General features: G+C 44.6%; 12 protein-coding genes and 1 pseudogene. 3 read left to right on the plus strand and 10 right to left on the minus strand.

Annotation, left to right across the window (positions count from 1 at the left end):
* Positions 1-6: 6 nt before the first annotated feature.
* The 6 genes from NBH15_RS11030 to NBH15_RS11055 form a co-directional block, all read right to left on the minus strand.
* The gene (locus tag NBH15_RS11030) at positions 7-747 is read right to left on the minus strand and encodes a shikimate dehydrogenase family protein (protein ID WP_007653662.1); all 741 of its coding nucleotides are present in this window, start codon (positions 745-747) and stop codon (positions 7-9) included.
* A gap of 19 nt (positions 748-766) precedes the next feature.
* On the minus strand, positions 767-1,531 hold the full coding sequence (gene ubiE, locus NBH15_RS11035) for a bifunctional demethylmenaquinone methyltransferase/2-methoxy-6-polyprenyl-1,4-benzoquinol methylase UbiE (protein WP_128135119.1): 765 nt from the start codon (positions 1,529-1,531) through the stop codon (positions 767-769).
* Between the two features lie 6 nt (positions 1,532-1,537).
* Positions 1,538-2,488, minus strand: a complete 951-nt coding sequence (locus tag NBH15_RS11040) for a phosphoribosylaminoimidazolesuccinocarboxamide synthase (protein WP_010800277.1) — start codon at positions 2,486-2,488, stop codon at positions 1,538-1,540.
* 17 nt (positions 2,489-2,505) lie between these two features.
* Complete coding sequence (locus NBH15_RS11045; protein WP_128135120.1) at positions 2,506-3,501, minus strand: PhoH family protein; 996 nt, start codon at positions 3,499-3,501, stop codon at positions 2,506-2,508.
* A gap of 109 nt (positions 3,502-3,610) precedes the next feature.
* Complete coding sequence (locus NBH15_RS11050) at positions 3,611-3,928, minus strand: type II toxin-antitoxin system RelE/ParE family toxin (protein WP_128135121.1); 318 nt, start codon at positions 3,926-3,928, stop codon at positions 3,611-3,613.
* Positions 3,919-4,161 (minus strand): hypothetical protein, encoded by a 243-nt coding sequence (locus NBH15_RS11055; RefSeq protein ID WP_128135122.1) that lies wholly within the window; start codon positions 4,159-4,161, stop codon positions 3,919-3,921. Before NBH15_RS11055 ends, NBH15_RS11050 begins: the two co-directional genes overlap by 10 nt.
* Positions 4,162-4,271: 110 nt before the next feature.
* Between NBH15_RS11055 and NBH15_RS11060 the strand changes: the two genes are divergently transcribed.
* Positions 4,272-4,922 carry a DUF5715 family protein gene (locus tag NBH15_RS11060; RefSeq protein WP_244050186.1) on the plus strand — a complete coding sequence of 217 codons (651 nt, stop codon included), beginning with the start codon at positions 4,272-4,274 and terminating at the stop codon, positions 4,920-4,922.
* A gap of 18 nt (positions 4,923-4,940) precedes the next feature.
* Here the strand turns inward: NBH15_RS11060 and NBH15_RS11065 are convergent, their stop codons facing one another.
* The 3 genes from NBH15_RS11065 to NBH15_RS11075 form a co-directional block, all read right to left on the minus strand.
* Positions 4,941-5,297 (minus strand): thioredoxin family protein, encoded by a 357-nt coding sequence (locus NBH15_RS11065; RefSeq protein WP_128135123.1) that lies wholly within the window; start codon positions 5,295-5,297, stop codon positions 4,941-4,943.
* A 103-nt stretch (positions 5,298-5,400) separates the two neighbouring features.
* Positions 5,401-5,949, minus strand: a complete 549-nt coding sequence (locus tag NBH15_RS11070) for a hypothetical protein (protein ID WP_250822682.1) — start codon at positions 5,947-5,949, stop codon at positions 5,401-5,403.
* Positions 5,950-6,155: 206 nt separating this feature from the next.
* Positions 6,156-7,460 (minus strand): anaerobic C4-dicarboxylate transporter family protein, encoded by a 1,305-nt coding sequence (locus tag NBH15_RS11075; protein WP_186961034.1) that lies wholly within the window; start codon positions 7,458-7,460, stop codon positions 6,156-6,158.
* A gap of 94 nt (positions 7,461-7,554) precedes the next feature.
* Between NBH15_RS11075 and galB the strand changes: the two genes are divergently transcribed.
* On the plus strand, positions 7,555-10,065 hold the full coding sequence (gene galB / locus NBH15_RS11080) for a beta-galactosidase GalB (RefSeq protein ID WP_128135125.1): 2,511 nt from the start codon (positions 7,555-7,557) through the stop codon (positions 10,063-10,065).
* Between the two features lie 460 nt (positions 10,066-10,525).
* Positions 10,526-12,191, plus strand: a pseudogene (locus tag NBH15_RS11085) (IS1182 family transposase).
* A gap of 354 nt (positions 12,192-12,545) precedes the next feature.
* On the opposite strand, the gene NBH15_RS11090 reads toward NBH15_RS11085, so the two are convergent.
* Positions 12,546-13,385, minus strand: coding sequence for a PepSY-like domain-containing protein (locus tag NBH15_RS11090; RefSeq protein ID WP_250822683.1), 840 nt, complete (start codon positions 13,383-13,385; stop codon positions 12,546-12,548).
* Positions 13,386-13,450 lie beyond the last annotated feature (65 nt).

Consider the following 13,450-nt stretch of genomic DNA (forward strand, 5'->3'; position numbering starts at 1 on the left):
CAGTTTTTATTTCTGCCAGATCTCCCAGGCCGCAAAAGCCTGAAGCAGCAACATTTCGAGTCCGTTCTTAACGACAGCCCCTTTTTCTTTTCCTTTTTTCATGAAGAGCGTTTCATCCGGATTATACAACAGATCGTATAACAGATGATTTGGAGTGAGCAAATCGTATGGAATATCCGGGCAACTGTTGACATTGGGGAACATTCCCAATGGGGTCGTATTGACTATGACGGTGTATTGCTCCATTGTTTTCGGAGTGATTTCGTCATAGGTAATACAAAATTCTTTCGGTTTGCGTGAAACCAAGGTTGCTCCGACCCCCAGTTGCTTTAGTCCCTGGAACACGGCTTTGGAGGCGCCGCCTGTCCCCAGGATCAATGCTTTCCGATGTGTTTCATTTAATAAAGGATCGATAGACTGTTTGAAGCCGATGATATCGGAGTTGTATCCTTTCAGTTTTTTACCGAAAAGGCCTTTTGTGAATTTGATAACGTTCACGGCTCCGATCAGGCGGGCGTCTTCATCCAGTTCGTCCAGATAAGGAATGACCTGTTCTTTGTAAGGAATCGTTACATTCAGACCATTCAATTCGGGATTCTCTTTCAGTACATTTTTAATTTCCTTGATATTCGGAATCTCGAAATTCACATATTGGGCATCTATTTTTTCCGCTTCAAACTTCTGGTTGAAATAAGTTTTGGAAAACGAATGTCCGAGTGGGTATCCCAATAAACCATATTTCTGCATAACCTTTTCTAGTATTTGTTTATTTCGTAGGGATGGTTCGCGAACCATCCTTACAACCTGTATATAATGAACAAATTCCAAAGGTGAAGGTGCGTGCTTTCGCCTGGGCAAATCCCTGGCGGGCAAGCAATTCTTCCATGACCTTACCTTGAGGAACGACTTTGATAGATTCCGGAAGATAGCTGTAAGCGGCTTTCTCTTTTGAAAATAACCGGCCAATAAATGGAATGATCGTTTTTGAATAAATAGGGTAGAGCTGTTTCATCGGGAAATGTTCCGGTGTGGAAAGTTCCAGAATCATGAGATGGCCGCCGGGTTTGAGTACCCGGAACATCTCGGCAATACCTTGTTCGATATTTTCAAAGTTACGTACTCCGAATGCGGCGGTAACGGCATCGAATGAATTGTCCGGATAAGTGAGTGCCGTACAGTCCTGTTGTTCGAACGATATATACTCCGACAAACCGGCTTTCGCTACCTTTTCGCGTCCGACCTGCATCATGCCTTCTGAAATATCAGCCCCGATGATCCGGTTGGCTTTTAGTTTTCGGTGCATGGAAATGGCCAGGTCGCCCGTTCCGGTGGCAATATCCAGTATGGATTGCGGAGAAAAAGGACGCAGGAAAGCAATGCCTTTCCTGCGCCATATTTTATCGATACCGAACGAGAGCGTATGGTTCAGTAGATCGTAAGTGCCCGCAATGGAGTCGAACATGCGTTTGACTTGCGTGCCCTTCTGTTCCTCCCGGTTGTAAGGTAAAATCTGTTCCGAACCGTACTTCATATATACTTATTTATTGTTCAGATAATCGGTTACATTCTTTTCGATGCGTGCCAACAGATTGTCTGTGTCGCCTTTTTCGAATTTCTCGCCGGTGATATGTTCGAACAGTTCGATATAACGTTCGCTGATACCTTCAACGATAGCCGGAGTCATTTCCGGAACCTGCTGTCCGGCTTTGCCCTGGAAACCGTTGTCCATCAACCATTCGCGAACGAATTCTTTAGACAGCTGTTTCTGCGGTTCACCTTTGGCGAAACGGTCTTCATAACCTTCCGAGTAGAAGTAACGTGAAGAGTCGGGTGTATGGATTTCATCGATCAGGTAGATCTTTCCGTCGCGGTGACCGAATTCATATTTTGTATCTACCAGAATCAGGCCGCGTTGTGCAGCAATTTCCGTACCACGTTTGAACAACTCCATCGTATATTTTTCAAGAACGGCGTAGTCTGCTTCAGAAACAAGTCCCTGTTTCAGGATTTCTTCTTTGGAGATGTCTTCGTCGTGAGCTCCGATAGCAGCTTTAGTTGTTGGAGTGATGATCGGTTCGGGGAAACGCTGGTTTTCGCGCATTCCTTCCGGCAGTTTCACGCCACAGATTTCACGTACACCGCTTTTGTAAGCACGCCATGCACTACCGCAAAGGTAACCGCGTACGATCATTTCAACAGGGAAACCTTCGCACTGTACACCAACGGTAACCATTGGGTCGGGTGAAGCTAATTTCCAGTTCGGGCAAATGTCGGTGGTCGCGTCAAGGAATTTGGCAGCAATCTGGTTCAACATCTGGCCTTTGTAAGGAATACCTTCCGGCAATACTACGTCGAAAGCTGAAATACGGTCGGTTGCGACCATCACCAATACTTCGTCATTGATATTGTACACGTCGCGTACTTTACCATGATAGACACTTTTTTGTCCCGGGAAATTGTAATCTGTTCTAACTAACGCCTTCTTCATGACCAATTTATTTTTGATTATTTATCTGATAGTTTGTTGTTCTTTTCTAGTTTCTTTGCAGCGGTTTCCGCTTTCTTTTTCTCATCGAATTTATCGTATGCTTCAACGATTCGCTGTACTAGCTTATGACGAACGATGTCTTTCTTGTCGAATTCCACCTTGCCTATTCCTTTGACACCTTTCAATATCTGCATGGCCTGCACTAGGCCGGAGGTTGCGGTAGGGGGAAGGTCGATCTGTGTCACGTCACCGGTAATGATCATTTTTGCGTTCATCCCCAAACGGGTGAGGAACATTTTGATCTGGTGCGTCGTTGTATTTTGTGCTTCATCGAGGATAATAACGGCATCGTTCAGCGTACGTCCACGCATAAAAGCCAGCGGAGCGATCTGAATCACGTTATTTTCCATGTATTCTTTGAGTTTTGCCCCCGGGATCATATCCTGTAATGCATCGTACAGAGGTTGCAGATACGGATCGAGCTTATCTTTCATTTCTCCCGGAAGGAATCCCAGCTTTTCGCCGGCCTCGACTGCGGGACGGCTCAGGATAATCTTCCTTATTTCCTTATTCTTTAACGCTTTCACTGCAAGAGCTATTGCAACGAATGTCTTACCTGTTCCGGCAGGACCTGTGGCAAAGACCAGGTCGTTTTCTTCAAAAGCTTTTACGAGTATTTGCTGATTTTCGGTACGGGCAACGATTGCCTTCCCGTTCATTCCGTGGATAATCAGGTTTTCCTGTTTGACGACTGTCGGAGTTTTTCCTTTGATAATGTCGAGGATGACATCTTCGCTCAGGGAGTTAAATTCCTCGCAGTATTTTTCTACTTCACGGATCTTCTTAAGGAACAGTTCGGATTCGTCTTCGTCTCCGATTACTTTCATCACATTTCCGCGGGCAACGATGCGAAGCTTAGGAAACAGTGTTTTAATCAGCTGCATGTTCGCATTATTCACTCCGTAAAAAATAACCGGGTCTACACTTTCAAGAATATAAATACGTTCTATCATCCGTTCTTTTCCTTGTCTTATTTTTTTATGTTTTTATTCCCTTTGATTTAGGTACGCAAAATTAGCAATATTCTTTATCTCATGAATATATTCCTGTCTTTTTTTGATATTACCGATGGAACATTTCTTTTAGCCGCCAGTTATCCTGCCTGCAATCCCATATGGCGTGTATCTCGATCAGGGTCGGACTGATGGTGTAAATTAATTTATAATGCTTTTCGACTACCAGGGAGCGGAAATTCTGAGGAAATTCATCCAGTAAAGGTTCGGAAATTCCGGCATAGGGAAATGTTTTCAAAGGTTCAGCAGAATCAAGTAGTTTATTATATATGCGGATTGCAGATCTTTCACTTTTCTCGCTGTAATATTCGTAAATGTCGTCAAGTAAGGTGATGGCTTGTGGTAACCACTTTAGTTTTATTTGCATAATGGATGTCTTTTGCGTAATTCTTCTGTAGTCATTCCCAAGCCTTGTTTGGATTCTTCGATAGATTTTTTCAGCACCTCTTTCAGTTCCTCAACCGTCATTTGTGCCGGATACCTTTCTGTTTTCTTTTCCATATGCTGGCTGATCAGCTTTTTGATCTTGTTCAGCAACTGCTCATCATCGATTTGCGTCACTTGTTCGATCAGTGAAAGTTTTAGTTCTAAAGTACTCATATTCTTACTTAATTAATAGTGTTGACCACAAAAATAGGTAATTCTTTTTGATCTTCATACAACAAAGTATAGTAATTTTCTTATTTTTGTCCTCCGTAAAATTGAAAAGGATGAAAATAGCTATTAATGCAATTATATTGTTTTTTGTACTGGTGTCGACCAGTGTGTTCCTTTCCTGTAAAGAAAAACGTGGCGAGTTGAAAACCATCTGGTATAACGGAAGTTATAATCGTGATTTTAACGATTTGAATGACGTCCAGCTGGCTGTCGCCCAAAAGATCGGAATAGAACCCATCAGTAACCGTGAAGATGCCGAACATGCTTCCAAAAAGATGCAGGAGATCAAAACCGGCGATTATTACGAAGTGGAAGAACTGAAACACTCTATCCCTTATCTGATTCCGGAAGCGGCAACCTTACTGGAAGATATCGGCCGTAATTTTCAGGACTCCCTTTATAATCTGAATGCATCTCTCTATAAAATAAAAGTAACCAGCGTCACCCGTACGGTAGATGATGTGAAGAAACTGGGCAAACGCAATTACAATGCTTCCATGAACTCAGCCCATCGCTACGGTACAACCTTTGACGTTTCCTGGGTGCGTTATACCAAGATCAATGAGAAAGATACCCTGAATATCGACAACGACCGCCTTAAAATGGTACTTGCGTCAGTGCTTCGCGACCTGAAAAGAGCAGACCGTTGTTATATAAAGCACGAACGCAAGCAGGGATGTTTCCATATCACAGTTCGTAAATAAACTGTGATAAGGGGCTTTTTACAGAATTTTCTCTTCGATGATCTTCTTCAACTCGTGTTTGGGCATAGTTCCCAGCATGAGTTCTTTGGTCCCGTCCGTTTTACAGATAAGAAGGGTAGGGATGGTGCGGATATTAAAGAGCGTTTCGAGATCTTCTTCTTTGTCTACATTCACTTTATAAATATCCAATCGTCCTTCATATGTTTGAGCGAACTCTTCCAGTATCGGATCAAGACGTTTACAGTAACCGCACCAGGGAGCCTGGAAATCTACGATACAAGGTTTGTCACCTACATATTTCCAGTCTTTCGGGCCAGCTTCGACGTTACCTATTTTTTGAATGAATTCAGTCTTTGTTAGTTCTATCGGTTTCATATATTCATTGTTTTAATTGACAATGCAAAATTACATTAGATCGGTGACTAACGGAATGGCAATATAACTTATATTCTTGTCAATTTTTCCCAGGGGTATATCTTTACCGTTTCTCCGGCATATTACCGGCAGCCTCGGAGAGGAAAGATAAAACAACGTCTCTATGGGGACTATTCAGCAACAGATAGATAAGCTCGGTAAACTTGACCGGGAGCATTTCCTCTTTCAGCTTTTTTTCCAGGTTATGGTATAGCTGGACGGCGTTGAAAAAGTTCCGGAAGACCTTTTGTCGGGGGATGATATATACTTTTTGCCTGGTAACAGGCGGTTGGTGCAGGCTCAAGGCACTGATCACTTTCGGGAGTTTGAGAATGCACTGTGCTGTCCATTGGTTGAAGAAGAAGGTAAATCCGGAATGATTCTGATCATGGACAGATTCGGAAAAAGCGTATGCTCCCGGTGGGATAAGGGCTAATTCCCCTTCTTCAATGATTTGTTCGGAATCGCTGTTTTTCAAACATAACGTACCGGATACTGCATACACAATAGAATAATCTGTCAGGAAATTCCGGGTGTTTTCCTGAGAAGAAGATGTTGAAATGCGCATACTTTCTAAAAGATCCGGCAAGATAAAGTTTTCCACTACCATCATATACCTCTGAGTCTTTGACTCTTTTTTCGTGTATTACAGCTTAATCAATAATATAAAATCCTTACTAAAATAATAACAGGTCTACCATTTCATATACACCTGTTTTCTATAAATTCGAGATAAAGATAAGCCTTTTCTTTAAAAAAACGATAAGAATGAGGTAGTTAGAATCTCTTTTTTTCAGACGGGAAGCCTGCCTGCCACCTTTAAAACAGTTGGATAAGAAGTAAACCAAGCAATACAGAAACACCGGTTGCTATCAGTCCGGGAACCATAAAAGAATGATTTAAGATATATTTACCAATATGCGTAGTTCCCGTACGGTCAAAATTGATTGCAGCCACCACTGTCGGATAATTCGGAATAAAAAAGTATCCGTTTACGGCAGGGAAGAGTGCGATCAGCATATACGGAGAGATCCCCAGCGCTAACCCTAAAGGAAGCAAAGCACGAACGGTAGCTGCCTGGCTGAATAATAAGATAGACATCAGGAACAGAGCAATCCCGAACAGCCAGGGCATAGCTGTAACGATCTGCTCGATAGAACCTTTCAGTTCCGCCATATTACCACCGATAAATGTGTCACCCATCCAGGCAATACCGAAGATAGCGACAACCGCCTGCATGCCGGCAGAGAAAACCGATCCCTGTACCGCCTTGATCCCGTCTGTCCGGGTAGCCAGTAAAATGATGGCCGCCGCCGATAACATCAGTATTTCGATAATATAAGCCATCGACAATGACTGCCCGTTGAATACTGGACGAATGCTTTCGATAGAACCGAACAGGATAATCCCGATTGTCGCCAGGATAAAGATAATGACCGACCAGCCGGCTGCTTTCTGGTTTTTGACATCTTTCAGTTCATATTTCTGGGTAGTGAATTCTCCTTCAGCAATACGTCTTTTGAATTCAGGATCATCTTCAAGTTCTTTGCCGACACGCAGGGAATAGAATGCTCCCGCCAGGACACCCGCCAACGTACAGGGCACTGAGATCATCAGAATATCGAACAGGCTGACATTGAACCCCTGTCCGGTCAGCATACTTAACAGGGCAACGGTCGCCGCAGAGATCGGACTGGCTGTAATAGCTTGCTGTGAGGCGATTACGGCAATACCCAGCGGGCGTTCCGGGCGTATCTTCGTTTCGGTCGCCACCTCGGCAATAACCGGTAAAACAGAGTAAGCCACATGTCCGGTTCCAGCAATAAAGGTAAAGAGATAGGTAACCAGTGGACTCAATATCGTAATCTTGGAAGGATTTTTACGAAGCAGCTTTTCCGCCCATTTCACCATCAGGTCTAATCCTCCGGCGGCCTGCATACAGCTGGCTGCTGCAATGACCGCTACGATCATTAACATCACGTCGATTGGGGGTGACGTTGGTTCGAGGCCGAAGACAAAAGTCAGTACTGCCAGCCCCAGGCCACCCAATACACCTAAACCAATACCACCTAAACGGGCTCCGATAATTATTGCAACTAAAACGAAGGCTAATTGAATCAACATATTCTGTAACTTGTTATTGTAGATTTAGTTTGATAAAGTCGCAAATTTAGTTATTTTTGTTGCGCTAAGAACTACAAACACATTTAAAATGCGCATGAAAAGATTCAATTTTGTTATTTTAGTCGTGTTATTCGGTTGGCTGACTAACCTTTCGGCACAACAAGTACGTAGTGAATTCCTGCTGGAGAAAAACTGGAAGTTCACCCGTGAGGATAACCCCGACTTTATCAAACCCGCTTTCGACGACAGTAAATGGCAATCGGTGACGGTTCCGCACGATTGGGCGATATACGGTCCGTTCAGTTCCCAGAACGATAAGCAGGAAGTGGCTATTTTGCAAGACGGCCAGAAGGAGGCGTTGGAACATGCCGGCCGTACGGGCGGTCTGCCTTTCGTGGGTGTGGGTTGGTACCGCACCGAGTTTGAAGTACCCCAGTTCGCTGAAGGGAAAAAAGCTTCAATCCTGTTTGACGGGGCGATGAGCCACGCCAAAGTCTATATCAATGGCGAAGAGGTAGGTTACTGGCCTTATGGCTATAACTCATTCCATTTTGACATTACGAAGTACTTGAAACCGGGACAGAAGAACACGCTGGCTGTCCGTCTGGAAAACCTGCCGGAGTCCTCCCGCTGGTATCCGGGTGCCGGCCTGTACCGAAATGTACATGTGATCGTTACGGAAGATGCTCATATTCCGATATGGGGGACTTTTGTTACAACACCTATCGTTAAGAAAGAGTTTGCCAAAGTGAATGTCAACACAAAGGTAAACCTTCCGGAAGGTGCCGATCCGAAACAATATGCCGTGAAAACCAGCCTGCGTAACCCGAACGGACAAATGCTGGTTGAAACAATGCTTCCGCTGAACGATATCATATATAATAATGGTACGGTCGATCAGGAATTCATTGTTCACACCCCGACCCTCTGGTCGCCGGATATGCCCGCTCTGTATGTGGCTGAAAGCCGCCTGTACAAGAACGGAACAGAGTTGAAAGATGAATATACGACATCTTTCGGTATCCGTTCCATCGAAATCATTCCAGGAAAAGGATTCTTCCTGAACGGTGAAAAGACAGTCTTTAAAGGCGTATGTAACCATCATGACCTGGGCCCGTTGGGTGCAGCCGTCAATGATGCGGCTATCCGCCGCCAGATCCGTATCCTGAAAGATATGGGTTGTAATGCGATCCGTACTTCCCATAATATGCCGGCTCCCGATTTGGTGAAGGCCTGCGACGAAATGGGTATGATGCTGATGGCAGAAAGTTTCGACGAATGGAACGTAGCCAAATGTAAGAACGGCTACAACCTCTTCTTCGACGAATGGGCGGAAAAAGATATGGTGAACCTGCTTCATAACTTCCGTAACAATCCGAGTATCGTTATGTGGTGTATCGGTAACGAAGTGCCGAACCAGTGGATCGAAGGCGACGCCAAGATTGCCCGCTTCCTTCAGGACATCTGTCACCGCGAAGACCCGACACGTCCCGTTACTCAGGGAATGGATGCCCCGGATGCTGTCGTGAACAATAACTTTGCCGCTGTCATGGAAGTAGCCGGTTTCAACTACCGTCCGTTCAAATATCAGATTAATTATAAGAAACTGCCTCAGGAAATCATCCTGGGAAGCGAGACTGCTTCCACGGTAAGTTCACGCGGTGTTTATAAATTTCCGGTTGAACGTAAGGCGATGGCTGTCTACGACGATCATCAGAGCTCTTCTTACGATGTAGAACATTGTGGCTGGTCGAATCTGCCGGAAGACGACTTTATCCAGCATGAAGACCTGCCTTACTGTATCGGTGAGTTCGTATGGACCGGTTTCGACTATCTGGGCGAACCGACGCCGTATTATACCAACTGGCCGAGCCACAGTTCCCTGTTCGGTATCATCGACCTGGCCGGTATTCCAAAGGATCGTTACTATCTGTACCGCAGCCATTGGAACAAAGCGGAAAAGACATTGCATATCCTGCCTCACTGGACATGGCCGGGACGCGAAGGCGAAGTCACTCCGGTATTCGTGTATACCAATTATCCTTCTGCCGAACTGTTCATCAACGGAAAGAGCCAGGGCAAACGTACGAAAGACCTGAGTATCGGTATCGACAGCAGCTATACCGAAGCCGCTCAGAAGAGTTTCGAACGTCAGAAACGTTACCGTCTGATGTGGATGGATACTAAATACGAGCCGGGAACATTGAAAGTGGTAGCCTACGATAAGGATGGCAACGCCGTAGCCGAAGAGGAAGTACACACAGCCGGCAAGCCTCACCATATCGAACTGTCTGCCGACCGTACTAACCTGACAGCCGATGGCAAAGACCTCTCTTTCATCAACGTAAGAGTGGTTGACAAGAACGGAAATCTTTGCCCGGATGCCACCAACCAGATCAAGTTTAACGTACGTGGCAACGGAACCTACAAGGCGGCAGCCAACGGTAACCCCGCCAGCCTCGAATCCTTCCAGGCCCCGCAGATGAAACTGTTCAGCGGACAGCTGACAGCCATCGTACAAACGGAAGAAACACCGGGAACGATTTACTTTGAAGCATCCTCCCCGGGTGTCAAGAGTGCACGGATCGAGTTGATAAGCAGGTAAGTATTGATCGGTCAGTATATATTTATTGATATAATAGGAACAAGAATGGGGGTGTGTCAAAATGTACATATCCCCTTAATTGTGTTGCAAAGCATGTAAAACAAAGAGTCAAAAAAACGTTATAAACTGAATAAAATGTTTCCTTTGTAGAGTTGTTCGTTTTAAGAGCTATCAAACATGGAGAGTGACTGATTGACCTAATAAACCTTGACTATACAAAGGCGTATAGCTTGGCTGTTTATATAGCCGGGCTTTTTTTGTAAACAGGCCTTTAAGGGAGCTAAATGACCGGAACTTTAATTATGGCAGAAAGCGTGTCCCGTGACAGGGATGCGCTTTCTTGGTAAATCCGGTTATTTTCTGGTATGCCATAAAACATAAAGTGAAGCCTCTGTTTTCTCAACTAAGATCTTGCCTATATCGCTATTTTTCTGTAACTTAGTAAAAAAATAAAAGACCAATGCCCACAAAAACACATTTTCGGGATTATGCTCCCAACCAAACAGTTCTTTTTCCTAGAAGAATTGATGAAAACGTAGCAGCGAACGATCCGGTCCGTGTGGTCAATACAGTTATTGATAATCTCAATCTTGACAATTTCAAGAAGCTTTATAAAGCAACCGGTCGTTGTCCTTATCATCCTAAAATGATGCTTAAGGTGATTATCTACGCCTACATGAACAATATCTATTCGTGCCGCAAAATAGAGAAGCTTCTCCTACGTGACATTCATTATATCTGGCTTTCCGGTAATGAACATCCGGATTTTATTACCATCAACCGTTTCCGTAATCGTGTAAAAGGAGAGATAAATAATGTATTCACGCAGTTGGTTCTTGTCCTTGCCGACAAAGGTTTCATCAGCCTTGACGTAGAGTATATTGACGGTACTAAGATTGAGTCCAGAGCCAACAAATATACTTTTGTCTGGTGCAAGACAGTCGAAAAGAACCGTACAAAGTTGATGGATAAGATCCGCATTCTCCTGGAGCAGGTGGATGAAGTTATAGCCCAAGAGAACTCCGCCAAAGACACCCCCGTAGAGTTCACACCCGCCATGCTCTCAGATATAGTGAATGAACTTAAAGAGGTGCTGGAACACCAGCCTGTAACAAAGGACAAGGAACAAAAGAAAGTCATCCGGGAAAAGAAGAAACAGGTCCGGGAACTAGAGCAGCACCGTGACAAGTTGATGGAATACGACAACCATCTTGACACTCTTGGAGAACGCAACTCCTATTCCAAGACCGATCCTGAAGCCACCTTCATGCGCATGAAAGAAGACGCCATGAGAAACGGGCATACCAAGCCCGGATATAATCTGCAAATAGGAACCCAGAACCAATTCCTCATAGACTTCCGACTGTTTCCCACCCCAACCGATACACTGACCCTCATACCTTTCTTCCACTCCTTTGAGCAACGCTATAACCGCTTACCAACTGTGGGTGTGGCAGATTCCGGTTACGGCTCGGAAGAAAATTACCGGTTCATGAGGGGATAATGGGATAGAAGCCTTTGTCAAGTACAACTACTTCCATAAAGAACAGCGTCCCCGTTATACTCCCAATCCATTCCATACGGAGAGTCTCCATTACAATGCGGAGGAGGATTATTACGTTTGTCCTATGGGGCAGCACATGAACCGTATAGGAATCAGACGTGACAAAACAGCTAGCGGATACGTCACCGAAAGTGCCCGGTATAAAGCACAAAGATGTGAAGGGTGTCCTTTACGTGGCAGTTGCTTTAAAGCCCGGGGGAACCGTATTATAGAAGTCAACCACCGGTTAAACCAATACAAACGGCAGGCACGGGAAAGGTCACTCTCGGAAGAAGGCTTCAGGCATAGGGGAAGGCGATGTATAGAACCGGAAGCAGTTTTTGGACAGATGAAACACAACATGGCATATAGAAGGTTCCGGCATGTGGGAGAAGACAAGGTGACAATGGACTTTGCCTTCTTCGCCATTGCCTTCAACATTAAGAAAATGTGTTCCCGGATAGCGAAACACACCCAAAACGGGGAGAATATATCTCTTAGGGGGCTGTTTTTATTCGTATGGCAGATTTTACCAGACAAAAATCGCATATGGGAAAGAATTACGCAAAAAACGGTCGCTTGAAAACATTCATCTCTCAGTCAATACAAAAAGAAAGGCTGTACCGTAAATCTTAATTACGACACAGCCTCATTTTTTTTAGGGAGATTCGGTTATTATCAGATGTGAACTATCCTGTCATCAACCTCACTTGACTATTACAGGTCTATTTGCCGTCTGCTTTAGCTAACGGACTAGTAAAGAATCTATCTCTTTGGACTTTAGTCCCATTTCTTAAAGCTTTCTATCTGAGAGAAATGTGGCTAAAGCCAAAAAAAGAACCTGCTTATAAACCGTCAGCTAAAGCAGACGGCAAATGAACCTGTAACAGATGAGTCACTTTGACAGTTGGATAGCTCAATTATTTCTAGCAATGTTTCATCCAACAACATTCCCCATCGCATCGAATGTGACATCTGTGCTTTGTCCGTTATGATCGACGGTGAAGGTGTAGAATGTTCCCGCAATCTCGATCTTTACTGTTATTGCTTCGATTGTATCTTCGGCATAGCCTGTGGACTGGAAGGCAGCCATGATAACCTCCGGTACCTCCTGTTCGGCTATCTGGTATGTGGTACTCTGCCACCGGTAATCTTTATTCAGTTGGGCGATCTTATAAACTTTTCCGTCTAGCATATTCAGGATGTATCCTTCGCTGTTGCTCTGTATATCCAGCAGGTCGCAGGTTGCGAAAGTAAGGTTCATCAACGTATGCACTTCTGCCGGGATCACGATCGGGGCATCTTCGTTCCCTTCGTCGTTCACCGCCTTGATCAGGTTGCCGTATTGCGAATAATACAGGTCCATGTCGTTGTTTCCCTTTTCGGCATTAATCTTATAGACGACAGCCATGCTATCCCGGTTGATCGTATAAGAATCATCCACTTTCCAGCCCGCATAAAGGCCGTTGTTGAATGCGCCGGTCACCGCCTCCGGAAGTTGGTTGAAAGGTGTATCCGCCTTATCCATCATCCACTTGCCCTGTTCGGTGAGCCATGCCTCGGTCGAAATACCATTGTTCGTGAACTCGGCTACATAATAATTCCCTTCAATTGTAAAGAGCGGGTTGGAGGCGTCGGGATATTTCTTATTGAAAGCCTGCATTACCGGCTCAGTCGGTTCGATGGCATTTTTGTGATTGTCATCATTATTGTCGCAACCGGTGAGGACGAACCCCAGGGCGACGAAAAGCGATAAAATAATAGATCTGGTACTCATATCTTTCTTGTTTTAGCGATTAATAAGTGTTTTACCTTCTTTGTCGATAAAGAACAACGCGGAGA

The sequence above is a fragment of the Parabacteroides caeci genome, from assembly GCF_023656795.1.
Classification (GTDB): domain Bacteria; phylum Bacteroidota; class Bacteroidia; order Bacteroidales; family Tannerellaceae; genus Parabacteroides; species Parabacteroides segnis.

What these genes read in the sequence shown, in the direction of transcription:
- NBH15_RS11040 (WP_010800277.1), bottom strand. Translation starts at nt 2,488, where the DNA reads ATGAAGAAGGCGTTAGTTAGAACAGATTACAATTTCCCGGGACAAAAA.
- NBH15_RS11050 (WP_128135121.1), bottom strand. Translation starts at nt 3,928, where the DNA reads ATGCAAATAAAACTAAAGTGGTTACCACAAGCCATCACCTTACTTGAC.
- NBH15_RS11045 (WP_128135120.1), bottom strand. Translation starts at nt 3,501, where the DNA reads ATGATAGAACGTATTTATATTCTTGAAAGTGTAGACCCGGTTATTTTT.
- NBH15_RS11090 (WP_250822683.1), bottom strand. Translation starts at nt 13,385, where the DNA reads ATGAGTACCAGATCTATTATTTTATCGCTTTTCGTCGCCCTGGGGTTC.
- NBH15_RS11030 (WP_007653662.1), bottom strand. Translation starts at nt 747, where the DNA reads ATGCAGAAATATGGTTTATTGGGATACCCACTCGGACATTCGTTTTCC.
- NBH15_RS11070 (WP_250822682.1), bottom strand. Translation starts at nt 5,949, where the DNA reads ATGATGGTAGTGGAAAACTTTATCTTGCCGGATCTTTTAGAAAGTATG.
- NBH15_RS11060 (WP_244050186.1), top strand. Translation starts at nt 4,272, where the DNA reads ATGAAAATAGCTATTAATGCAATTATATTGTTTTTTGTACTGGTGTCG.
- galB (WP_128135125.1), top strand. Translation starts at nt 7,555, where the DNA reads ATGAAAAGATTCAATTTTGTTATTTTAGTCGTGTTATTCGGTTGGCTG.
- NBH15_RS11065 (WP_128135123.1), bottom strand. Translation starts at nt 5,297, where the DNA reads ATGAAACCGATAGAACTAACAAAGACTGAATTCATTCAAAAAATAGGT.
- NBH15_RS11075 (WP_186961034.1), bottom strand. Translation starts at nt 7,460, where the DNA reads ATGTTGATTCAATTAGCCTTCGTTTTAGTTGCAATAATTATCGGAGCC.
- ubiE (WP_128135119.1), bottom strand. Translation starts at nt 1,531, where the DNA reads ATGAAGTACGGTTCGGAACAGATTTTACCTTACAACCGGGAGGAACAG.
- NBH15_RS11055 (WP_128135122.1), bottom strand. Translation starts at nt 4,161, where the DNA reads ATGAGTACTTTAGAACTAAAACTTTCACTGATCGAACAAGTGACGCAA.